The organism is Methylobacterium currus (genome assembly GCF_003058325.1).
Classification (GTDB): Bacteria; Pseudomonadota; Alphaproteobacteria; order Rhizobiales; family Beijerinckiaceae; genus Methylobacterium; species Methylobacterium currus.
This window is the reverse complement of sequence record NZ_CP028843.1, coordinates 6,230,070-6,252,338: the sequence shown is the minus strand read 5'-3', so window position 1 is coordinate 6,252,338 and position 22,269 is coordinate 6,230,070. Positions and strand designations below refer to the sequence as shown.

Below are 22,269 nucleotides of genomic sequence, written 5' to 3'. Positions count from 1 at the left end.
ACTTTGCCTCTCCCCCCGCCGAGGGGACCGGCACGACCGGGCCCCGCGAGGACGGACTCCGACAGGACGCGCTGACCGCCTTCGGCCTCGGGCCATCCCGGGCCGCCTCGGCCCCGCCGATGGCGGCGGCCCTGGCGCGGTTGCGCCACGTCGTCATCGGCGTCGCGGTGCTCAGCGGCGCCGTGAACCTGCTGGCCCTCGCCGGCTCGTTCTACATGCTCGAAGTCTACGACCGGGTGATCCCGAGCCGCAGCGTGCCGACGCTGGTGGGCCTGAGCCTGATCGTGCTCGTGCTCTATCTCGGGCAGGGGTACTTCGACCTGATCCGCTCGCGCCTGCTCCTGCGGGCCGGGCGTGCCTTCGACGAATCCCTGAGCCGGCAGGTCTTCCGTGCCGTCGTCACCCTGCCGCTGCGCGGGAGGCAGGAGGCCGACGGCCTGCGCCCGATGCGCGACCTCGACCAGATCCGCTCGGCGCTCGCCGGCGGCGGCCCCGGCGCGCTGTTCGACCTGCCCTGGATCCCGGTCTATCTCGGCCTTCTCTTCGCCTTCCACGTCTGGATCGGCCTCACCGCGCTCCTCGGGGCGGTGGCGCTCGTCGGCCTGACGGCGCTCGCCGAGATCCTCACCCGCCATCACGCCCGCGACGCCCGCGAGGCCGCCGCCGCCCGCGGCTTCGTCGCCGAGGCGAGCCGGCGCAACGCCGAGACCGTGCGGGCGATGGGCATGGAGCCCGACCTCTCTGGCATCTGGGCCAACGTCAACGCCGCCTCGCACGCCACCCAGGAGCGGACCGCCGAGATCACGGGCGCGATCCACAACGCCTCGAAGGTGCTGCGGGTGGTGCTGCAATCGGCGGTGCTCGGCGTCGGCGCCTTCCTGGTGATCCGCCAGGAGGCAACCGCGGGCGTCATCATCGCCGGCTCGATCCTGAGCGCCCGGGCGCTGGCGCCGATCGACCAGGCGATCGGCTACTGGAAGAGCTTTTCCGCCGCCCGCGAGTGCTGGCGCCATCTCGGCGCGGCCCTCTCGGCCGCAGGCTCGGAGCCGGAGGGGCTGATCCTGCCGGCGCCGCGCGATTCCCTCACCGTCGAGCAGGCGAGCGTCGGACCGCCCGGGGGCCAGCGCCTCACCGCCCTCGACGTCAGCCTGACGCTCCAGCCGGGGCAGGGGCTCGGCATCGTCGGCCACAGCGCCTCGGGCAAGTCGTCCCTCGCGCGCCTGCTCGTCGGGATCTGGCCCGCCGACCGCGGCGCGGTGCGCCTCGACGGCGCCCGCCTCGACCAGTGGCGTCCGCAGGATCTCGGCCGCCATGTCGGCTACCTGCCGCAGGAGGTCGAGCTGTTTCCCGGCACGGTGGCGGCCAACATCGCGCGCTTCCGCCCGGGCGCGGAGGCCGACGGGGTCATCGCGGCCGCCAAGGCGGCGCGGGTCCACGACCTGATCCTGGCCCTGCCCGAGGGCTACCAGACCCAGATCGGCGAGCGCGGCGCGCTGCTCTCCGCCGGCCAGCGCCAGCGCCTGGCGCTCGCCCGCGCCCTCTACGGCGATCCCTTCCTGGTGGTGCTCGACGAGCCGAACTCGAACCTCGACCAGGAGGGCGAGGCCGCGCTCACCGAGGCGATCGCCGGGGTGCGGGCGCGCGGCGGCATCGTGGTGGTGATCGCCCACCGGCCGAGCGCTCTCGCGGCGGTCGATCAGGTGATGGTGATGGCCCATGGCCGGGTCCAGGCGCTCGGCCCCCGCGACGAGGTCCTGCCCGCCCTCAACCGGCCGCGCCCGATGCAGCCGATGCATGCCGGATCGGCGAGCTTCACGCCCGGCTTCTCCCTCAAGGTCGCCCAGGGAGGGCGCGCGTGATGAGCCCGAACACCCCCGAGACCCAAATATCCCCGGAGACACGGGCTTCGATCCGCCGCCATCTCCTGGCCGGCGCGGTGGGCGGCGCGCTCCTGTTCGTCGGCGCCGGCGGCTGGGCCGCCATGGCGGAATTCTCCGGTGCCGTCGTCACCGCCGGCTCGCTGGTGGTCGAATCCGACGTCAAGAAGGTGCAGCACCCGACCGGCGGCGTCGTCGGCGAATTGCGGGTGAAGAACGGCGACCGGGTCGCCGCCGGCGACGTGCTGCTGCGCCTCGACGAGACGGTGCTGCAGGCGAACCTCGCCATCGTCACCCGGTCGATCGACGAATCGACCGCCCGCCGCGCCCGGCTCGAGGCCGAGCGCGACGGCGCCCCGGACGTCACCTTCCCGGGCGAGCTGATGGCGCGGATCACCGATCCGGTGGTGGCCGGCCTGATGAACGGCGAGCGCCGCCTGTTCCAGACCCGGGTCAGCGCCCGGGAGGGCCAGAAGTCCCAGCTCGCCGAGCGGGTCGGCCAGCTCGACGAGCAGATCCGCGGCCTCGACGAGCAGATCGCCGCCAAGGCCCGGGAGATCGTCCTGATCGAGCGGGAGCTCGGCGGGGTTCGCGACCTGTGGGAGAAGAAGCTGGTGCCGATCCAGCGGGTCAGCGCGCTCGAGCGCGACCTCGCCCGGCTGGAGGGCGAGAAGGGGACGCTGATCTCCACCATCGCCCAGGTGCGCGGCCGCATCACCGAGACGCGGCTGCAGATCCTGCAGATCGACCAAGACCTGCGCACCGAGGTCGGCAAGGAGCTGGCCGACATCCGCAGCAAGGTGTCGGAATATGCCGAGCGGCGCATCACCGCCGAGGACCAGCTCCGGCGCGTCGAGATCCGGGCGCCGCAGGACGGGCTCGTGCACCAGCTCGCGGTCCATACGGTGGGCGGCGTGGTGGCGCCCGGCGCCGAGATCATGCAGATCGTGCCGACCGCCGATCATCTGACCGTCGAGGCCAAGCTCGCGCCGCAGGACATCGACCAGGTCCATGTCGGCCAGGCGGCGACCCTGCGGTTCTCGGCCTTCAACCAGCGCACCACGCCGGTGATCACGGGAACGGTCTCGCGGATCTCCCCGGACCTGACCACCGACCCGCGCACCGGCCAGAGCGCCTACACCACCCGCGTCGCCGTGACGGAAGCCGAGCTGAAGCGCCTCGGCACGGTGCGGCTCACCCCGGGCATGCCGGTGGAGGCCTTCATCCAAACCCAGAGCCGCACGGTGATGAGCTTCTTCACCAAGCCGCTCGCCGACCAGGTCGCCCGGGCCTTCCGGGAGAAGTGAGTGATGCAAGGCCCGTCCCCGCGTCGGGGGCGGGCCTCGCGGTTGTTCCCTCAGCCCCCGATGGCGCCGGAGGCGCCGACAACGGCCACCACCAGCCCGCAGGCCAGGACACCGATCATCGCGTAGGTGATGGTCTTCAGCATCGAGGATCCTCGCTGTGCCGGTTGGTCGATGTCCGCCACTGACGCAGTCTCGCGTTCTTCATTCGCGGACGGCTCCAACGTAAAACGATGGACGCAGCGGAAAGTTCACCGCACCGCACCAATCCCGCATGCCCGATTGAGACGGGGGCGTCGGGATGTGTGCCGGCGCACGTCGCCCTGTTCCGGGCGATCTTCTCCGTCCCTGCGCCGGCCGCCGCTGTGCCCCCGCCGCCACGTGTCCCGAAATCCCTGTGCACCGCCCCCCGAAGCCGCTTGAGGCAACGCCCTGTTGAGTGCGAGCGCGTCAGGATGGCCGCCTGGCCTCTGGGGGAGCTCGGATGGGGATCGAGGGGTTCGTCGTCGACGGCCTGACGCAGGCGGCGCAGCGGCGGGCGGCGGATCCGCGCGCCTCGGCCTGGGTGTCGGCCAATGCGGGGGCGGGCAAGACCAAGGTGCTCACCGACCGGGTGGTGCGCCTGCTGCTGCACGGCGCGGCCCCGGCCAAGATCCTCTGCCTCACCTTCACCAAGGCGGCCGCCGCCAACATGGCGATCCGGGTGTTCGAGCGGCTCGGCCGCTGGGTCACCCTCGACGAGGCGGCGTTGCGCGAGGAACTGACCGCTTTGGAGGGCGCGGCGCCGGACGGCGCCACCTTGCGGCGGGCGCGGCGCCTGTTCGCCCGGGCGGTCGAGACGCCGGGCGGCCTCAAGATCGAGACCCTGCACGCGCTCTGCGAGCGCCTGCTGCACCTCGTGCCGTTCGAGGCCAACGTGCCGGCCCGCTTCGTGGTGCTGGACGAGGCCCAGACCCGCGAGGCGATCGACCGGATCATCGACAACGTGCTGGCCGACGCGGTCGACGCGCGCCATCCGGTGCTGGCCGCCGCGCTGTCCCTCGTCGCCCCCGAGGCGGCGGGCGAGACCCTGCGCCGCGCGATGGTCGCGGCGGTGCAGAATCGCGGCCTGATCGGCCATCGCGACGGTCTGCCCGCCCGCCTCGACGCCCTGCGCGGCGCCCTGGGGCTTGCCCCCGGCGAGAGCCTGGCGGCGATCGAGGCCCGGATGCTCGGCGAGGGGCCCGACCTCGCCGGCCTGATCCAGGCCCTGCGCACGGGCAAGTCCACCGACGAGAAGCGTGCCGACGCCCTGGCACTGGCGGCCTCCGCCACCGGCCCGGCCCGGCTGACGCTCACGCTGGCCGCCTACTTCAAGGACGAGGGCGAGGGCGATCCTTACGCCGCCTCGTCCCTCGGCACGAAGGCGGTGCCCACCGCCGCCAAGGAGGCGCTGATCGCCGAGCAGGCCCGGCTGGCCGCCTTGCGCGACCGCCTCAAGGCGGCCCGGGCCTTCGCCCGGACCGAGGCCCTGTTCACGCTCGCGGCCGAGATCCACCGCCGCATGGAGGCGCAGAAGGCGCGCCTCGGCGCCCTCGACTTCGACGACCTGATCCACAAGACGCTGGACCTGCTGACGCGGGTCGATTCGGCCTGGGTGCTCTACAAGCTCGACCGCGGCGTCGACCACGTGCTGATCGACGAGGCGCAGGACACCAACCCGCAGCAATGGGAGATCCTGCGCCGGATCACCGAGGATTTCTGCGCCGGGGAGGGGGCCCGCGAGGCGGGCAACGGCCTCGCCCGCACCCGTTTCGCCGTCGGCGACCCCAAGCAGTCGATCTACAGCTTCCAGGGCGCGGCGCCGGAGGAGTTCGAGACCACCCGGCGGGCCTGGCGGCGCGACGCGGAAGGCGCCGGCCTGCCCTTCGCCGATGTCGGCCTCACCCTGTCGTTCCGCTCGGCGATCGGGGTGCTGCGGGCGGTCGACGCCACCTTCGCGATCGGGGACCACTATCGCGGCCTATCCTTCGGCGACACGGCGGTCGGCACCGTGCATTCCACCGCCCGGGTGCGCGCGCCGGGCCAGGTCGAGCTGTGGCCGGTCGAGCGGCCGAGCGCCGAGGAGGAACCCGACGCCTGGACCCACCCGGTCGATGCGATCGAGGCCGGGGCGCCGGCGCTCGTCACGGCGCGCCGAGTCGCGCGGGCCGTGCGGCTCTGGACGACGACCGGCGACGAATTCGGCCGGGTCTGGCGGCCGGCTGAGGTGCTGATCCTGGTGCGCAAGCGCTCGGCGGCCTTCGAGGGGGTGATCCGGGCGCTCAAGGCCGAGGGCGTGCCGGTGGCCGGCCAGGACCGCCTCGACATCGCCGCCCATATCGCGGTCCTCGACCTCGTGTCGGCGGGCCGCGCCGCCCTGCTGCCGCAGGACGACCTGACGCTCGCCACCGCCCTGAAGACGCCCCTCGTCGGTCTCACCGACGACGACCTCGTCGGCGTCGCGGCCGGCCGCGACCCGGCCGAGTCGCTGGTCGCGGCCCTGCGCCGCCGCGCGCAAGGAGGCGACCCGGCGGCGCTTCGCGGCGTCGCGGCCCTCGACGGCTGGACGGCGCTTGCCCGGGCGCACGGGCCGTTCGGCTTCTACGCCGAGCTGCTCGGGCCGCTCGGCGGCCGGGCGCTCCTGGTGCAGCGCCTCGGCGGCGAGGCGGGGGACGCCATCGACGTGTTCCTCACCGCCGCCGCCCAGGCCGAGGCCGGGCCCGACGCGCCCTCGCTCACCGGCTTCCTGTCCCGCTACGCCCCGAGCGGCGGGCGCGATGCCGGCGGCCACACGGTCAAGCGCGACCTCGATTCGGCCCGCGACGAGGTGCGGGTGATGACGGTGCACGGCGCCAAGGGTCTGGAGGCGCCGCTGGTGCTGGTGCTCGACGGCTGCGACGCGATCGGACGCGATCCGCCGCTGATCCCGATGCGGCTCCCCGACGGCAGCACCGTGCCGGTCTGGTCGAGCGCCAAGGCCCATGACAGCTCAGGCGTCGCGGCCGCCCGCGATGCGCTCCACGCCAAGGCCGGCGAGGAGCACAACCGCCTGCTCTACGTCGCCATGACCCGGGCCAAGGACCGGCTGGTGATCGCGCCCTTCGCGAACAACGACAAGGAGACGCCGGCCGAGGCTTGGTGCGAGATGATCCGCCGCGGCCTGGTGCACAAGTTCGGGGGCGTCGAGGTCACGGAGATGCCCTACGGCCCGGCGGAGAGCTGGCGCGAGGGGGCGGCGGTCCCGGAGCCGCCCGCCACCGCCGTGCCGGTGCCCGAACCCGAGGCTTTGCCGGACTGGCTGCACCGCCCGGTCGTGCCCGAGGCCGAGCCGCTGCCGCCGTTGCGTCCCTCCGGCCTCGGCGCCGCCGACGAGCCGCGCCGCTCGGATGCCCGCTCCAGCGACCCGGCAGCCCGCCGCCGCGGCGTTCTGGTCCACGCCCTGCTGGAGCACCTGCCGGGTCTCGTGCCCGAGCGGCGCCCGGCCGCCGCGGAGGCCTTCGTCGCCGCCCGGGCCCCGGGGCTCGACGCGGACCGGCGCGCCGCCATCGCCGCGGAGGCGCTGCGGCTCCTCGACGATCCCGACCTCGCGATCCTGTTCGGGCCGCAGGGCCGGGCCGAGGTGACGCTCGCCGGCACCATCGCGGTCGGCGGGTCCTTGCGCCCGGTGCATGGCAGGGTCGACCGCATCGCGGTGACGGACGAGGCGGTCTGGCTCGTCGACTTCAAGACCGGCCGCCCGCCGCCACGCGGTGCGCCGACGCCGCGGGGCCAGGCGGCACAGGTCGCGCTCTACGCGCGCCTCCTGGCGTCGATCTATCCGGGACGCACCCTGGTGCCGCTCCTGGTCTGGACCGCCGGTCCGGTGATCCGCCGGCTGACGCCGGAGGATTGCGCGGCGGCTCTCGGCACGCTGGCGTGATCGGGAGTGCGCCGGCACACGGCAGAACGGGGATGGCTTGGCGGTTGCGCTTGATCGGCTCCCGCCCGGTTCTTACCTTCCCACTCACGCGGGCCGGTCCGCGCCGTCGGCCGGCTTCACGACGAAAGGATTTTTTGCGATGGCAACCGTGAAGGTGACCGACGCGAGCTTCGAGCAGGACGTGCTGCAATCGGCCGAGCCCGTCGTGGTCGATTTCTGGGCCGAGTGGTGCGGCCCCTGCCGCGCCATCGGCCCGGCGCTGGAGGAGATCTCCACCGAGATGAACGGCCGGGTGAAGATCGCCAAGGTCAACGTGGACGAGAATCCGGGCATCGCCTCTCAGTACGGCATCCGCTCGATCCCGACCCTGATGATCTTCAAGGGCGGCGAGCTCGCCGGCCAGAAGGTCGGCGCCGCGCCGAAGGGCGACCTGTTCCGCTGGATCCAGGCCAGCGCCTGACCTGCTACAGAATCATTGATGATGAGGAGCCCGGCCGAGAGGCCGGGCTTTCTCATGCCTGGATGGGCGGTCGCTCTGTGAATCGTCTGTCGAACGACAAATCGGACTCGACCTCTCAGGTTCATCCAGGCTCCGCTGCACGGCTCCGGATCGATGTGGAGGGTATGAACTCGCCGAGGGCCAATAAGCGGTCGCCGTCTCATCCCCGCCGCAGCAACTGCAACGGGCTCCCCGGCCCATACGCCACCCAGATCGCCGCGCAGGCCGCCTGCCGGTCGCTCCGCATCCGGCCGTCGAGGTCGTCGAGGGCGGCCTGGAGGCGGACGGAGCGGGGCTTCTGGAAGAACTCGGCGTGGTTGAGCTGCGTCCGGGCCGCGAAGGCCCGGAAATGCTCGGCATCGATCCGGACGCCGTCGCAGCGGCGGCTGGCGAGGTCGGCCTGGATGCCGGAGAGGAGCACGGGATCCTCTGGAGAAACCTGCTCCCGGTGGGGCTGAGCCGTGAAGCAGAAGGCTGCCCAGGCGGCAGCGACGACGAATGGCCGAAGAAGCATGACAGCGCTCGCGCGATGGCACGGGATGGTCCTGCGCCGAAAAATCGCCGGCGCCGACCCGCGTTCCCGTCCCCGCCTCCCGTCATGTGCGCGAGCGCACGAGGAGCCGTCTCAGAGCGGGTCGCGCTCGATCCAGGCCGGGTCCATCGTCGCCACCACGTCGTCGAAGGACGCCGGGCCGGGCGCCTCGCCGCGGATCAGGGTCTCGGCCTCGTCGTGGTCGACGTCGCGCATCTGCTCGGCCAGCAGGGCGAGGTAGCTCGCCGCGGCGGCCGTGCCGAACAGTTCGGCGAAGCGGGCATGCGCCACCGCCGTCATCGTCTCGACCACCGCGTCCGGCGGGCTGCCGGCCTCGACGGCATTGTCGAACACCGCCCGCCAGGCGCGCGACAGGCGTTCGCGCAGTTCGAAGGTGTCGTCCACGGTCGGCCTCTCCGGGCCGGGAACGGCCATGCGGGAGTATGGGCCCGCGAGCCCGCGGTTTCCAGGCGGGGGAGGGGTGCCAACCGGCCGGTCCGGTGCGATACCGCGCCGGCGGTCCTCAGCCGCAGGGAGAGCCTCATGAAACTCTACGGCACCAGCCTGTCGCCCTTCGTCCGCAAGGTGCTCGTCGTCCTCGCCGAGAAGGGCATCAAGGTCCGGCACGTGCCGCTGCGCTTCCACGATCCCGATCCGCGCTTCCGGGCGGCGAGCCCGTTCGGCAAGATCCCGGCCCTGGAGGACGGCGAGTTCCGCCTCGCCGATTCCTCGGCGATCATCCATTACCTGGAGCGCAAGCATCCGGAACCGGCCATGCTGCCGGCCGGCGCCCAGGATCTCGGCCGGGCGATCTGGTTCGACGAGTTCGGCGACACCGAGCTGTTCCCGCTGCTGGTCAAGCCTTTCGTGCAGCGGGTGCTGCGGCCGCAGCTGATGAAGCAGCCCTGCGACGAGGCCGTGGTGGCCAAGTGCATGACCGAGGAATTGCCGCGGCCGTTCGATTATCTCGAGGGCGTGATCGACGGGCCGTATCTCGTCGGCGGCGCCTTCGGCCTGGCCGACATCTCGGTCGCGACAGGCTTCCACAACCTGCATCTCGCCGGCGAGGCGGTCGAGCCTCAGCGCTGGCCGCGGCTCGCGGCCTATGTCGCGGCGATCCTGGAGCGCCCGTCGTTCCAGGCGGCGATCGCGGCCCGGCAGGGCTGACGAGGGGAGGGAGAGGAGGGGGCGGTCACGTCCCCTCCCAGCGTCCCATCTCCCAGCGTCCCATCTCCCAGCGTCCCATCTCCCAGCGTCCCATCTCTTACCGTCCCTTGGCGCTGCGGCGGTAGAAGCCGTCGACCTGGGCCTGGGCCTCGGCCCGGTCCCGCTCGTTGGCCGCCGCCATCGCCTGCTCCTGCAGGGTGACGATCCACTGGTCCTTCGGCCCCTCGGCGGCGTCGCGGGCCAGCGTCAGCCAGGCGAGGCCGCGGGCGCGCTGCACCGTGACCCCCTGGCCGTTGATCAGGAGCTGGCCGAGCAGTGCTTGCGCGGCCGGGTGCCCCTTCTCGGCGGCGAGGTTGAACCAGCGCGCCGCCTGGCGCGGGTCCTGGGTCACGCCGGTGCCGTCGAGGTAGAGGCGGGCAAGGTTGTACTGCGCGTTCGGGTCGCCGTAATACGTCGCCGCGTAGTTGAACATGTCGTAGGCGCGCTCGACGTTCGGGCGCACGTAGGAGCCCTTGATCCCGTCGAGGAAGTAGCGGCCGAGCGCCGTGAAGGCGCTCGCCACCACGCCGGCATTCGGCGCCTCCGGGCCCTCGTCGGCGTTCTCGTCGGCGATCTTCGAGAAGAACTCGAACGCCTTGAGGTCGTCGTGCGGGACGCCGTCGCCCTCCGCATACATGCGGCCGAGCTTCCAGAGGGCAAGGGCGTGGCCCTGGCCCGCGGCGTATTCGAGGGCGCGGGCGGCGCCCTCCTTGTCGCCGGCATTGTAGTCGCGCATGCCCGTCCGCATCGCCTCGCGGGCGTTGCGGTAGCCCGCCGCGGCGGGCACCGGGGTCCGCACCGCAGCGTCGAGCGCCGCAGCGGGTCCCGCCCCGGCCATGACGAGGCCGAGGAGCGCGAGGAGGAACCGGCGGCCCGCCCTGTGGGGCAGGCCGGCCTCAGATATCCGCATAGGAGAGCGTCTCCTGGGCCCCGCCCGGATGCGTCACCGCGCCCGTCACCGCCGGGCCGACGGTCTGCGCGTACTTCCACAGGTAGCCCGAGGTCGAATCGTTGGCCCGCGGCTGCCAGGCCGCGCGCCGCTGGGCCAGCTCCTCGTCCGACAAGTCGACCGAGAGCGTGCCCTGGACCGCATCGATGCGGATGAGGTCGCCGTCCTTGAGGAGGCCGATCGGGCCGCCAACCGCCGCCTCCGGCCCGACATGGCCGATGCAGAAGCCGCGGGTGGCGCCGGAGAAGCGCCCGTCGGTGATGAGCGCCACCTTGTCGCCCATGCCCTGGCCGTAGAGGGCGGCGGTGGTCGCCAGCATCTCGCGCATGCCGGGGCCGCCGCGCGGGCCCTCGTAGCGGATCACCAGGACCTCGCCCTCCTTGTAGGTGCGGTTCTTTACCGCCTCGAAGCAGGCTTCCTCGTTGTCGAAGACTCGGGCGGGACCCGCGAAGGTTTGCTTCTCCGGCGGCATGCCGGCGACCTTCACGATCGCGCCCTCGGGCGCGAGGTTGCCCTTGAGGCCGACGACGCCGCCGGTCGGGGTGATCGGCTGGTGCGAGGGACGCACCACGTCCTGATGGGTATTCCAGGACACCTTGGCGAGGTTCTCGGCGATGGTTCGGCCGGTGACCGTCAGGCAGTCGCCATGCAGGAAGCCGCCGTCGAGCAGCGTCTTCATGAGGAGCGGGATGCCGCCGACCTCGAACAGGTCCTTGGCCACGTAGCGCCCGCCGGGCTTCAGGTCGGCGATGTAGGGGGTGCGCTTGAAGATCTCGGCGACGTCGAACAGGTCGAACGAGATGCCGCATTCATGCGCGATCGCCGGCAGGTGCAGCGCCGCGTTGGTCGAGCCGCCGGAGGCCGCCACCACGGTCGCGGCGTTCTCGAGCGCCTTGCGGGTGACGATGTCGCGCGGGCGGATGTTCTTGGACAGCAGCTCCATCACCATCTCGCCGGCGGTGGCGCAGAACCGGTCGCGGATCTCGTAGGGGGCGGGCGCGCCGGCCGAGTAGGGGAGCGCCAGGCCGATCGCCTCGGAGACGGTCGCCATGGTGTTGGCGGTGAACTGCGCGCCGCAGGCGCCGGCCGACGGGCAGGCGACCTGCTCCAGCTCATCGAGGTCGTCGTCGCTCATCGCGCCGACCGAGTGCTTGCCCACCGCCTCGAACAGGTCCTGGATGGTGACCGGCTGGCCCCGGAAGGTGCCGGGCAGGATCGAGCCGCCATAGATGAAGACGGAGGGCACGTTGAGGCGCACCATCGCCATCATCATGCCGGGCAGGGACTTGTCGCAGCCGGCAAGGCCCACGAGCGCGTCGTAGGCGTGGCCGCGCATGGTCAGCTCGACCGAGTCGGCGATGACCTCGCGGGAGGGCAGCGACGCGCGCATGCCGCGGTGCCCCATGGCGATGCCGTCGGTGACCGTGATGGTGCAGAACTCGCGCGGGGTGCCGCCGGCGGCGGCCACGCCCTTCTTCACCGCCTGAGCCTGGCGCATCAGCGAGATGTTGCAGGGCGCCGCCTCGTTCCAGCACGAGGCCACGCCGATCAGCGGCTGGTGGATCTGCTCGCGGGTGAGACCCATGGCGTACAGGTACGACCGGTGCGGCGCACGGTCCGGACCCTCGGTCACGTAGCGGCTGGGCAGCTTCGATTTGTCGGTGATGTGACGCGCGTCCATGGCCCTGTCCCGTACCCGTGGTTTCTTGAAAGGCCGGTGTTTCCCCGGTCCCGCTCCCTGCGCCGCCTTGGGACGGCTTACGCGAAACGAACCCGTTGCCGGGTCAATCCGCCAGCGTCGCCCGCGATCCCCGGGAACCCGGAAACACCGCGATAAATCACTGTGGGGACAGTCGCTTAACGTGGCCGTTGAGGTGCCGCCGGTTTATGGCGGGAACGCGGCGGCGCGGGGGGCGGTCTGGGGCAAAGCTGGGATGCTTTCGCGGTGTTGCGACCTCGCCACAGCTAAGCTTGTGGCGGAGAGGTGATGCGAGGTGAGAGATGCCGTTTGGCACGCGGCCTCCACATGACAGGCGTTTGTGCCCGGGATGAGGCAACTGGTTTCGGCCCGCGGGCACCGGCCGCCCGATTCGACTTGCCGACCGGCGGACTTTTGGCCTCTGTTCACGTAGCGGCAGTCGGTTCGTGATGCGATCGAGGGCAAGGGCGATGCGAGGCTGGGCGATCCTACGGACGATCCTGTGCGTGATCGGCGCGGCGACGGTTATGATGGGGGCGGCCCTCGCGGCCTACGCGGTCCTGTTTCTCGAATTTCCGAGTGGCGGCAATACTCTTACAGAGACCTATCCATCCCCTGAAAAGACGATGAGCGCTGTCGTCGTCACCAAATCTGGCGGAGGTGGTCTCTCGCCTTATTGCACGGCGCGCATCTATGTCGTTGAGAATAGGCCTCTTCTAAGAAAATTTTTGTACGACAATGACGAAGTTTTCGCCGGCGACTGCTTGGCACTGGTCGACTTCGAGACGATGGGGACGCCGCATCCGGTTCTGGTCAGGTGGCTCTCGGACGCGCTTCTGCAGATCCGGGTACGAGTCGACAATTCGCCTGTATCGCTGCACAGCCGCGATCGGACGCGGAAGGTCAGGGTCGCCTTTCTCTTCGACGACCTGCCCTCGGTGCCAGAGGTCCCTGCAACAGTGCCGTGACGGGGACGAGGGGGTTCCTACGCCGATCTCGGCGCCGCCACCCGTTGGCGCAGGCCCGCGATCACCGCCCGGAGCGTGCCGGCCTCGGCCTCCGGCGCGTCGGTGCGCGCATAGATCCGGTCATGCACGAAGGACAGCTTGCCGATCGTCGCCGGCGTCATCCGGAACGGGTAGAGGTCGGGCTGGCCCATGCTGCGGTTGAGCGAGTTCATCGCGAAGGTGAGCGGCAGCCAGGCTTCGATCAGCCGGCCGAAATCGGGGCTGCGATAGGGGTCGAAATCGACCTTCGCCGCGAGCGTGATCGGCGCGTGGAGCGCGGGTCCGGCCTGGAGCTTGGGCTGGACCCGCAGGCCGAACTGGCTGGCGGTCTCCAGCGTGTCGACGATGTGCATGTAGTGGGCCCAGGTCTCGGCGAAATCCTCCCAAGGGTGGGACGTCGCGTAGGCCGACACGAAGGTCTCCTGCCAGCCCTCGTCCGGGCCGTGGGCGTAGTGGCGCTGGAGCGCCGCGCCGTAATCGGCCCGCTCGTCGCCGAACACCTGCCGGAACGCGTCGAGGCAGGGATCGGCCCGCACCAGCACGTTCCAGAAATAATGCCCGATCTCGTGGCGGAAATGCCCGAGAAGTGTGCGGTAATGCTCGCCGAACTGCGTGCGCCGCCGCTCGCGCTCGACGTCGTCGGCCTCCGCGATGTTGAGGGTGATGAGGCCGTTATCGTGCCCGGTCAGCACCGGCGGGCCGATCAGGTAGGATTCCGCCGGATCGACCAGGAAGTCGAAGGCGAGGCCGGCCGGGTCGTCGCGCCGCGAGGCCAGCGGCAGGCGCAGGCGCAGCATGGCGTAGAACAGCCGGCGCTTGGCCGCCTCGACCTCGCGCCAGCGGATCCGGTTCCAGGGCACCGACAGGTCCGGCACCACCCGGTTGTGCCGGCAGGCGAGGCAGTAGGTCTCGCCCGAGCCGACCGGCACGAGCCAGTTGCAGCCGCCCGACTCGCGGTTGGCGCAAGCGCGGTACCGGCGACGCGGATCGGCCAGGCCCCGCCAGCGCGAGCCGGCCCGGACCATCGCCGTCAGGTCGGCAAGGTCGGGGTCGTAGCCGAGGCGGCACTCGCAGCTCTCGCAGGCCTCGGCTTCGAAATGGGCCGGCTGCGCGCAGGCTTGGCACTGGAAGATCTTCATCGCGGCGTCCGGGCAGGCCCCGTGGAACGCCCGGATGGAAGCCCGGCGGGGCCTGTCCTCACCAAGGAGCTTTCCCGACCGGAGGTTCCGTTCCCCACGGCACGGGACTTGCCTCAATTTTTCGCCCTGCCGCTTCGGGACCCGGCTTCGAGATGACGCAGAGACACGCGACACCGGTGCAAGGATGCCGTTCGTCAAGCCACGCGGCGGCTGACGCGGGCCCGGCCAAGGTGTAGAAGCCAAGGCCGGAAGCCCAGAGTTGGAATCCACCGAACGCGCTCGGACAGGCCGGCGGGCTCACCCCTCACGTCTAGCAGAAGGTTCGGACTCGTCGTGTCGATCAAGGCCGCCCTGCACCACGTCACGTCCTACACCTACGACCGGCCGATCGCGCTGGGCCCGCAGGTGGTGCGCTTGCGCCCGGCGCCGCATACGCGCTCGCGGATCGAGAGCTACGCCCTCAAGGTCACGCCGGCCAACCACTTCGTGAACTGGCAGCAGGATCCCAACGGCAACTGGCTCGCCCGGCTGGTCTTCCCGGAGAAGACGACGCAGTTCCGCATCGAGGTCGATCTCGTCGCCGACATGGCGGTGATCAACCCGTTCGACTTCTTCGTCGAGGATTACGCCCAGACCCGGCCCTTCGCCTATCCGGACGAGCTGAAGGCCGAGCTCGGCCCCTACCTCGCGGTCGAGGCGGGCGGCCAGGAGGACGGAGATCAGCAGATCGACGCCCTGATGGCGCGGCTCCCGGACGAGCCCAACACCGTGCAGTTCCTGGTGGCGCTGAACGCCCTTGTGCGCGACGCGGTCAATTACGTCGTGCGGATGGAGCCGGGGGTGCAGACCCCCGCCGAGACCCTGGCCAAGGGCAGCGGCTCGTGCCGCGACTCGGCCTGGCTGCTGGTGCAGGTGCTGCGGCGCCTCGGCCTCGCCGCCCGCTTCGTCTCCGGCTACCTGCTCCAGCTCGTGCCGGACACCACCGCCGTCGACGGGCCGGCCGGCACGTCGACCGACTTCACCGATCTCCACGCCTGGGCCGAGGTCTACGTGCCGGGCGCCGGCTGGATCGGGCTCGACGCCACCTCCGGCCTCCTCTGCGGCGAGGGCCACATCCCGCTGGCGGCCACGCCGCATTACCGCTCGGCGGCGCCGATCGCCGGCCTCGCCGAGCCGGCCGAGGTCACCTTCGACTTCGCCATGACCGTCACCCGCGTCGCCGAGGCGCCGCGGGTGACGAAGCCGTTCTCGGACGAGGCGTGGGCCGCCCTCGACGCCCTCGGCGACCGGATCGACCGCGACCTCGCCGACCAGGACGTGCGCCTGACCATGGGCGGCGAGCCGACCTTCGTGTCGGTCGACGATTTCGAATCGCCGGAGTGGAACGCCGCCGCGGTCGGGCCGACCAAGCGGGGTCTCGCCGACCAGCTGATCCGGCGGCTTCGCGATCGCTTCGGTCCCGGCGGCTTCCTGCATTACGGCCAGGGCAAGTGGTATCCCGGCGAGAGCCTGCCGCGCTGGGCCTTCGGCCTCTACTGGCGCAAGGACGGCGAGCCGGTCTGGCGCGACCCCGCCCTGATCGCGTCCGAGACCGGGCCGCGCAAGGCCGGGATCGCGGAGGCGGAGGCGCTGGCCCGGGGGCTTGCCCGCCGGCTCGGCCTCGACCCCTACATCCAGCCGGTCTTCGAGGATCCCGAGCACTGGGACCGCAAGGTGGCGGAGCTGCCGGTCAACGTCACGCCGCTGGACCCGAAGGTCGGCGACGAGGAATCGCAGCGGCGCATGGCCCGGGTGTTCACCCGCGGGCTGGAGAATGCGGTCGGCTACGTGCTGCCGCTCGCCAACGTGGCGGTCGGTGCCGACCGGCACTGGGTCTCGGAGCTGTGGCAGCTCAAGCGCGGCGCGATCTACCTGGTGCCGGGCGATTCGCCGGCCGGCTTCCGCCTGCCGCTCGCCTCGCTGCCCTACGTGCCGCCGGGCGCCTATCCGTATTACGTGCCGCAGGATCCCCTGGAGCAGCGCGGGCCGCTGGCGCCCGTCGCCGCGCCGCCGCGCAAGCCCGTCCCGGTCGGCGTCGCGGTGCGCACGGCGCTGGCGGTCGAGCCGCGGGACGGGGTGCTCTGCGTGTTCATGCCGCCGGTCGAGCGGGTGGACGAGTATCTGGGCCTCCTCTCGATCCTGGAGGAGACCGCCGCCGAGATCGGCCAGCCGCTCCATGTCGAGGGCTACGAGCCGCCCTACGATCCGCGCCTGTCGGTGATCAAGGTCACGCCCGATCCCGGCGTGATCGAGGTCAACGTCCAGCCGGCCAAGACGTGGCGCGAGGCGGTCGCGATCACCACCGGCCTCTACCAGGACGCCCGCCAGACCCGGCTCGGCGCCCAGAAGTTCATGATCGACGGGCGCCATACCGGAACCGGCGGCGGCAACCACGTCGTGCTCGGCGGCGCGACCCCGGCCGATTCGCCGTTCCTGCGCCGGCCCGACCTGCTGAAGAGCCTGGTGCTCTACTGGCAGCGCCACCCGTCCCTGTCCTACCTGTTCTCCGGGCTCTATGTCGGCCCGACCAGCCAGGCGCCGCGCATGGACGAGGCGCGCCATGACGGGCTCTACGAGCTCGAGATCGCGCTCGCCCAGGTGCCGCCGCCGGGTGGGCCGGAGGTGCCGCTCTGGCTCGTCGACCGCCTGTTCCGCAACATCCTGACCGACGTCACCGGCAACACCCACCGGGCCGAGATCTGCATCGACAAGCTCTACTCGCCGGACGGGCCGACCGGGCGCCTCGGCCTGCTGGAATTCCGCTCCTTCGAGATGCCGCCCGAGGCGCGGATGAGCCTCGCCCAGCAGGTGCTCCTGCGCGCCCTCGTCGCCTGGCTGTGGCGCGAGCCGCAGGAGGGCGGGTTCGTGCGCTGGGGCACGGCGCTCCACGACCGCTTCATGCTGCCCCACTACCTCTGGGAAGATTTCCAGGCCGTGCTCGGCGATCTCAACCGCGCCGGCTACGCCTTCGATCCGGCCTGGTACGAGGCGCAAGCCGAGTTCCGCTTCCCGCGCTACGGCGAGGTCGAGCGCGGCGGCGTGAAGCTCGAACTGCGCCAGGCCCTGGAGCCCTGGCACGTGCTCGGCGAGGAGGGCGCCATCGGCGGCACGGTGCGGTACGTCGACTCGTCGGTGGAGCGCCTGCAGGTCAAGGTCTCGGGCTACGTGCCGAGCCGGCATGTCGTCACCTGCAACGGGCGGCGCCTGCCGCTCTCCGATACCGGCCGCTCCGGCGAGGCGGTGGCGGGCCTGCGCTTCAAGGCCTGGCAGCCGGCCTCGGCCCTGCACCCGACCATTCCGGTCCACGCGCCGCTCACCTTCGACGTGCTCGACACCTGGAGCGGGCGCTCGCTCGGGGGATGCGTCTACCACGTCGCCCATCCGGGCGGGCGCAACTACGAGACCTTCCCGATCAACACCTACGAGGCGGAAGGCCGGCGTCTCGCCCGCTTCCAGGAGAACGGCCACACGCCGGGCCGGGTGAGCGCGCCGCCGGAGGAGCCCCGGCGCGAATTCCCCGTCACGCTCGACCTGCGCACGCCCAATCTCCGGTGAGCGAGTCCCCGATGAGCGCGGCGCTGGCGAAGGCAGAGATCCCGGCGCCGGCCCCGCGCGAGGACGTGCCGCATGAGGACCGGCCGCACATCATGGACGGACCCGTGGAGCGGCTGGCGCGCTGGACCGCCGCCTACGCCGCCCTGCCGGGACTGCCCGACGAGCTACTCGACTCGGACGGGTCCTTGCGCCCGGCCTGGCACCGGTTCCTGCACCACCTCGCCGGGCTCACCGATGCCGAGATCGCCGCCCGCCTCGCCGCGGCCGGGCGGCACATCCACGAGACCGGCATCGCCTACCGGGCCTACGGTGAGGCGACCGAGCGCGACTGGCCGATCGGCGCCCTGCCGCTCCTGATCGAGGGGGCGGAATGGCAGGCGATCGCCGCCGGGGTGGCGCAGCGCGCCGAGCTGCTGGAGGCGGTGCTGACCGACCTCTACGGCGACGGCGCGCTCGCCCGGTCCGGCCTGCTGCCGGCGGCGGCGGCCGCGGGCGATCCGGAATTTCTGCGCCCGCTGGTCGGCGTCACGCCCCCGGGCGGGCGCCACCTGCATTTCTACGCGGCCGACCTCGCCCGCGGGCCGGACGGCGCCTGGCGGGTGCTGGCCGACCGGACCCAGGCGCCGTCCGGCGCCGGCCACGCCCTCGAGAACCGTCTCGTGATGGCCCGGGCCCTGCCGGAGGTCTACGGGGCGCTGGACGTCGAGCGCGTCGCCTCGTTCTTCCAGGCGTTTCGCGATGGGCTCGCGGCGGCGGCGGCCCGGGCCGAGCCGCGCATCGGCCTGATGACCTCGGGCCCCTACAGCGACACTTACGTCGAGCAGGCGGTGCTCGCCCGCTATCTCGGCTTCTCCCTCGTCGAGGGCGACGACCTCCTGGTGCGGGACGGGATGGTGTCGATCCGCACCGTGGCGGGCCTGAAGCGGGTCGACGTGCTGTGGCGGCGCATCGACGGCGACTTCGTCGACCCCCTCGAGCTGAACCCCGCCTCCCGCCTCGGCGCCCCCGGCCTGGTCGAGGCCCTGCGGGCCGGTGCCGTGGCGATGGGCAACATGCCCGGAACCGGCCTCGTCGAGAGCGCGTGGCTCGCCGCCTCGCTGCCGGCCCTGTGCGAGCGGCTGCTCGGCGAGCCCCTGCGCCTGCCCGGCCTGCCGACTTGGTGGTGCGGCGACCCCGCTCAGCGCGAAGCCGTGCTGGAACGGTTCGATTGCCTCGCCTTCCGCCCGGCGGCGGCGCCGGCGCAAGGCGCGTTCAGCAGCCGGGCCTTCGGCGAGGGGCGCGACGCGGCCGAGACGGCGCGCCTGCGCGCCGTCCTGCGCGACCGGCCGGGCGACCTCGTCGCCCACGAGCCGGTGCGGCTCTCCACCGCCCCGGTCTGGGACGGCACCCGGCTCGTGCCCCGGCCCTTCGTGCTCCGCGTCTTCGCCGCCGCGACCCCGGAGGGCTGGCAGGTGATGCCCGGCGGCTTCTGCCGCATCTCCGAGACGCCGGACGTGCGCCCGGTGGCGATGGGAGCGGGCGTCCGTGCCGCCGATGTCTGGGTTCTGTCCTCGGGCCCCACCGCCACCCAGGCGAGCCTCCTGCCCCCGAGCGACCGGGTGGCGGTGCGCCGGGTGCCGGGCCTCCTGCCGAGCCGGGCCGCCGACAACCTGTTCTGGCTCGGCCGCCACCTGGAGCGGGCCGAGGCGGTGATCCGCCTCACCGCTTGCCTCCTCGACGGGGCCGGCAGCGTCTCGATGGCCCCGGAGGACCGCGCCACCTCGGGCCGCATCCGCGCCCTGCTGCACGCCTGGGGCGCGGTGCCCTCGGCCGAGGGGCCGGCGGCGGCGCTTGCCCACCACGCCCTCTCGGATGGGGGGCAATGGGGCTCCGGGCTGGCCCACGCCCTCTCGGCCCGTCGCAATGCGTCGTCCCTGCGCGAGCGGCTCTCCGGCGAGACCTGGCGCGCCCTCTCGGCCCTGCGCGAGGTGCTGGAGGCGCCGGCGGACGGCGCCGATTCGGAGGCCGTGCTCCTCGACCGGGCCGAGCGCGCCCTGTCCCTCACCGCGGCGCTCGCCGGCCTCGCCCAGGAGAACATGAACCGGGCCGGCGGCTTCGCCTTCGTGGATCTGGGCCGGCGGGTCGAGCGCGCGGTCAATGCCTGCCGCTTCGCCCTCGAATTCGGCGGGGCGGGGGCCAGCACCGACGATCTCGGGGTGCTGCTCGACCTCGTCGATTCCCGCATCTCCTACGGGGCGCGCTACATCCTCGGCGTAGCCCTGGCGCCGGTGCGCGACATGGTGCTGCTCGACCCCTACAACCCGCGCTCCCTCGCCTTCCAGGTCGAGCGCCTGGCCGAGCGCCTGGCCGGCCTGCCTCCCTTACGCCAGGACGGAGTAGCGGAATTGCCGGTGCGGCTCGTGGCGGGCCTGTCGGGCGAGATCGCCGCGGCGGAGGCCGCCACCCTGCCGCTCGGCACCGTGGCGGCCTGGGAGACGCGGCTGTGGGAGATCGCCGAGGCGGTCGGGGCGCGCTACTTCCCGGGCGGGTCGGATGCCGCCCGGCCCGAACCCCTCACCACCCTGGCGTGATCTCTCCTCATCGATGCTCTATCGCCTGCGCCACCTCACGGCCTACGCCTACCGCAACCCGGTCGGTTTCGCCCGCTGCACCTTGCGCCTCGCGCCGGCGGCGGGGGACGGGCAGGCGCTCCTGTCGCACGAGGTGGTGGTCGAGCCCGCGCCGCAGATCGCGGCCGAGCGCACCGACTTCTTCGGCAACCGCACGGTGTCGCTCAACGTCGAGACGCCGCACCGGGAGTTCCGGATCGACGCGCGCTCCCGCGTCCGGGTCGAGCGGCCGCCGCTGCCCGATTCCGGGACCGGATTGGCCTGGGAGGAGGTGCGGGCGCGGGTGCTGACCTGGGCCGGCCTCGGGCCCGAGGCAGCCCTGCACTTCGCGGCGCCGAGCCGGCGGGTGCCGCTCCTGCCCGAGATCACCGATTACGCCCGGGCGAGCTTCCCGGCCGGCGGCGGCGCCTATGCGGGCGCCTTCGACCTGATGCGCCGCATCCGGGCCGATTTCGCCTTCGATTCCGAGGCGACGGAGGTTGGCACGCCGCTCGCCGAATCCTTCTCCGGACGCCGCGGCGTCTGCCAGGATTTCTCCCACATCATGATCGCGGCCCTTCGGGGCCTCGGCCTGCCGGCGGCCTATGTCAGCGGGTATCTGCGCACCCTGCCGCCCCCGGGCCAGCCCCGGCTCGAAGGAGCGGATGCCAGCCACGCCTGGGTGTCGGTCTGGTGCGGGGAGGGGTGGATCGGCCTCGATCCCACCAACGGGATCGGCGTGCAGAACGACCACATCGTCGTCGCCCGCGGCCGCGACTACGCCGACGTCGCGCCGGTCGCCGGCATCATCGCCGGATCGGGCACGCAGAGCCTGCAGGTCGCCGTCGACGTCGTGCCGGAGGACGAGGAGGCGTGCGGGCCGGGCTGATGCGCGAGACTCGAGGGGAGACGAAGTCCCGGCCCGCGGATGCGACACCAGCCGAGTGCCGTCGGGTGGACGGGACAGGGCCGGCGTGGCGAGGGGGACACTGGGCCGGTTTCAGGCTGCTGTCCTCAACTTGGATCAATCATCGGCGATTTCGCGGGAGCTTGGCGGCGATCCCTGCGTCAGCGCGCGTCCGAAGCGGGGCCGTGATTGGCGACGATCGGGCGAGGCCGCGGGCTCTTCTCTATCGAAGCCGGGCACGGTCTCCTCTCCCCGATGCGCCGCCGATCGGGGAAAGACGTAGCGCGGGTTCCTCCTCTCCCCGACCGATCCCGGGCTTGCCTGGGATCTGCAAGCGACGGACGAAGCCGGGCAAGCCCGACTTCTCACGGGGAGAGGCCTGAACTCCGTAGGGGCTCAGGGAGCAGCGAACCGTAGGTTCGCCGCGAGGGTAAGGGGGGGAGTTTCCGGAGCAGCCACACGTGTCGGGGTCCTCTCACCCTCGCTTCGGCTGCGCCTGCCGCTTGCACGACAAGGTGCAAGTGGCCCGCTCCGGCGGGGAAAGGAGAAACCTGCGCCTTGTTCGTTGCTCGGACAGCCCTGGTCATGGGAAGGAAGACCCCTCGACTTGGCCTGATCGGATCGTCGCTGGAGAAAGCTCAGCGTGTGACGACCGCGGCGCTCCCCGCCCCGGCTCGCCCGCTCCCGTCGCGCTGCCGCCGGCGTGTTCGCCGGGGGCAGCGCCGCCGTGCCGGTGCTGAGGTGCCGTGACCGGCGCCCTTGCCGCTGTCCTGGCTAAGGCCCGGCGGGTCGGCGGCGCCGGTGCTGTTCGGGGTGCCGGAGCCCGCGCCGACGCCGCCTCCGCCGGACCCGCCCGAGCCTCCACCCGATCCCGCCGCCGCCGCGAGCCCGGCACTGCCGACGACGAGGGCGACCGCGATCATCGTGGCGTGAGTGATTCGGGCGGCGATGCTCTTGCCGCCGGTCATCCGGGCCGTCATGCCCGGCTCCATCGTGACGGGAGGCCCGCCCTGCGCCGGATGTCCGGT

15 protein-coding genes are annotated in these 22,269 nt (G+C 72.3%); 9 read left to right on the top strand and 6 right to left on the bottom strand.

What is annotated here, in order from left to right:
* The first annotated feature begins 119 nt into the window (after nt 1-119).
* From DA075_RS28730 to trxA, 4 genes are all read left to right on the top strand, one after another.
* Nucleotides 120-1,859, top strand: a complete 1,740-nt coding sequence (locus DA075_RS28730) for a type I secretion system permease/ATPase (protein WP_099956863.1) — start codon at nt 120-122, stop codon at nt 1,857-1,859.
* Nucleotides 1,859-3,184: an HlyD family type I secretion periplasmic adaptor subunit gene (locus DA075_RS28725; protein ID WP_099956106.1), complete on the top strand. Its 1,326-nt coding sequence runs from the start codon at nt 1,859-1,861 to the stop codon at nt 3,182-3,184. Before DA075_RS28730 ends, DA075_RS28725 begins: the two co-directional genes overlap by 1 nt.
* A 481-nt stretch (nt 3,185-3,665) precedes the next feature.
* On the top strand, nt 3,666-7,121 hold the full coding sequence (addA, locus tag DA075_RS28720) for a double-strand break repair helicase AddA (RefSeq protein ID WP_099956105.1): 3,456 nt from the start codon (nt 3,666-3,668) through the stop codon (nt 7,119-7,121).
* A 139-nt stretch (nt 7,122-7,260) separates the two neighbouring features.
* Nucleotides 7,261-7,581, top strand: coding sequence for a thioredoxin (trxA, locus tag DA075_RS28715; RefSeq protein WP_099956104.1), 321 nt, complete (start codon nt 7,261-7,263; stop codon nt 7,579-7,581).
* A 199-nt stretch (nt 7,582-7,780) separates the two neighbouring features.
* Here the strand turns inward: trxA and DA075_RS28710 are convergent, their stop codons facing one another.
* Both DA075_RS28710 and DA075_RS28705 read right to left on the bottom strand, forming a co-directional pair.
* Nucleotides 7,781-8,134 carry a hypothetical protein gene (locus tag DA075_RS28710; protein WP_123834476.1) on the bottom strand — a complete coding sequence of 118 codons (354 nt, stop codon included), beginning with the start codon at nt 8,132-8,134 and terminating at the stop codon, nt 7,781-7,783.
* A 111-nt stretch (nt 8,135-8,245) separates the two neighbouring features.
* Nucleotides 8,246-8,557: a hypothetical protein gene (locus DA075_RS28705; RefSeq protein WP_244936417.1), complete on the bottom strand. Its 312-nt coding sequence runs from the start codon at nt 8,555-8,557 to the stop codon at nt 8,246-8,248.
* 138 nt (nt 8,558-8,695) lie between these two features.
* On the opposite strand from DA075_RS28705, the gene DA075_RS28700 reads away from it, so the two are divergent.
* Nucleotides 8,696-9,319 (top strand): glutathione S-transferase family protein, encoded by a 624-nt coding sequence (locus DA075_RS28700; RefSeq protein ID WP_099956101.1) that lies wholly within the window; start codon nt 8,696-8,698, stop codon nt 9,317-9,319.
* A 97-nt stretch (nt 9,320-9,416) separates the two neighbouring features.
* Here DA075_RS28700 and DA075_RS28695 read toward each other — a convergent pair whose 3' ends face one another.
* Together DA075_RS28695 and ilvD are read right to left on the bottom strand one after the other, a co-directional pair.
* A complete protein-coding gene (locus DA075_RS28695; protein ID WP_420813089.1) occupies nt 9,417-10,268 on the bottom strand; it encodes a tetratricopeptide repeat protein in 852 nt (283 codons plus the stop codon).
* Nucleotides 10,255-11,988: a dihydroxy-acid dehydratase gene (ilvD, locus tag DA075_RS28690; protein WP_099956100.1), complete on the bottom strand. Its 1,734-nt coding sequence runs from the start codon at nt 11,986-11,988 to the stop codon at nt 10,255-10,257. Before ilvD ends, DA075_RS28695 begins: the two co-directional genes overlap by 14 nt.
* A gap of 524 nt (nt 11,989-12,512) precedes the next feature.
* Here ilvD and DA075_RS28685 point away from each other — a divergent pair.
* Nucleotides 12,513-12,974 carry a hypothetical protein gene (locus DA075_RS28685; protein ID WP_123834474.1) on the top strand — a complete coding sequence of 154 codons (462 nt, stop codon included), beginning with the start codon at nt 12,513-12,515 and terminating at the stop codon, nt 12,972-12,974.
* Between the two features lie 17 nt (nt 12,975-12,991).
* Here the strand turns inward: DA075_RS28685 and DA075_RS28680 are convergent, their stop codons facing one another.
* Nucleotides 12,992-14,152, bottom strand: a complete 1,161-nt coding sequence (locus DA075_RS28680) for a zinc-binding metallopeptidase family protein (RefSeq protein WP_099956098.1) — start codon at nt 14,150-14,152, stop codon at nt 12,992-12,994.
* Nucleotides 14,153-14,485: 333 nt separating this feature from the next.
* On the opposite strand from DA075_RS28680, the gene DA075_RS28675 reads away from it, so the two are divergent.
* The 3 genes from DA075_RS28675 to DA075_RS28665 are packed head-to-tail and all read left to right on the top strand — an operon-like array spanning nt 14,486 to nt 21,223.
* Entirely contained in the window at nt 14,486-17,746 is a 3,261-nt protein-coding gene (locus DA075_RS28675) for a transglutaminase family protein (protein ID WP_099956097.1), read from the top strand.
* A gap of 11 nt (nt 17,747-17,757) precedes the next feature.
* Nucleotides 17,758-20,316 (top strand): circularly permuted type 2 ATP-grasp protein, encoded by a 2,559-nt coding sequence (locus DA075_RS28670; protein ID WP_099956096.1) that lies wholly within the window; start codon nt 17,758-17,760, stop codon nt 20,314-20,316.
* A gap of 13 nt (nt 20,317-20,329) precedes the next feature.
* Nucleotides 20,330-21,223, top strand: coding sequence for a transglutaminase family protein (locus DA075_RS28665; protein ID WP_099956095.1), 894 nt, complete (start codon nt 20,330-20,332; stop codon nt 21,221-21,223).
* Between the two features lie 656 nt (nt 21,224-21,879).
* On the opposite strand, the gene DA075_RS36140 is transcribed toward DA075_RS28665, so the two are convergent.
* On the bottom strand, nt 21,880-22,221 hold the full coding sequence (locus tag DA075_RS36140) for a hypothetical protein (RefSeq protein WP_123834472.1): 342 nt from the start codon (nt 22,219-22,221) through the stop codon (nt 21,880-21,882).
* Nucleotides 22,222-22,269 lie beyond the last annotated feature (48 nt).

Excerpts from the sequence above, each read along its gene's own strand:
- DA075_RS28700 (WP_099956101.1), top strand. The coding sequence starts at position 8,696 with ATGAAACTCTACGGCACCAGCCTGTCGCCCTTCGTCCGCAAGGTGCTC.
- DA075_RS28710 (WP_123834476.1), bottom strand. The coding sequence starts at position 8,134 with ATGCTTCTTCGGCCATTCGTCGTCGCTGCCGCCTGGGCAGCCTTCTGC.
- DA075_RS28665 (WP_099956095.1), top strand. The coding sequence starts at position 20,330 with ATGCTCTATCGCCTGCGCCACCTCACGGCCTACGCCTACCGCAACCCG.
- DA075_RS28670 (WP_099956096.1), top strand. The coding sequence starts at position 17,758 with ATGAGCGCGGCGCTGGCGAAGGCAGAGATCCCGGCGCCGGCCCCGCGC.
- DA075_RS36140 (WP_123834472.1), bottom strand. The coding sequence starts at position 22,221 with ATGACGGCCCGGATGACCGGCGGCAAGAGCATCGCCGCCCGAATCACT.
- DA075_RS28680 (WP_099956098.1), bottom strand. The coding sequence starts at position 14,152 with ATGAAGATCTTCCAGTGCCAAGCCTGCGCGCAGCCGGCCCATTTCGAA.
- DA075_RS28725 (WP_099956106.1), top strand. The coding sequence starts at position 1,859 with ATGAGCCCGAACACCCCCGAGACCCAAATATCCCCGGAGACACGGGCT.
- DA075_RS28730 (WP_099956863.1), top strand. The coding sequence starts at position 120 with ATGGCGGCGGCCCTGGCGCGGTTGCGCCACGTCGTCATCGGCGTCGCG.
- addA (WP_099956105.1), top strand. The coding sequence starts at position 3,666 with ATGGGGATCGAGGGGTTCGTCGTCGACGGCCTGACGCAGGCGGCGCAG.
- trxA (WP_099956104.1), top strand. The coding sequence starts at position 7,261 with ATGGCAACCGTGAAGGTGACCGACGCGAGCTTCGAGCAGGACGTGCTG.
- DA075_RS28695 (WP_420813089.1), bottom strand. The coding sequence starts at position 10,268 with ATGCGGATATCTGAGGCCGGCCTGCCCCACAGGGCGGGCCGCCGGTTC.
- ilvD (WP_099956100.1), bottom strand. The coding sequence starts at position 11,988 with ATGGACGCGCGTCACATCACCGACAAATCGAAGCTGCCCAGCCGCTAC.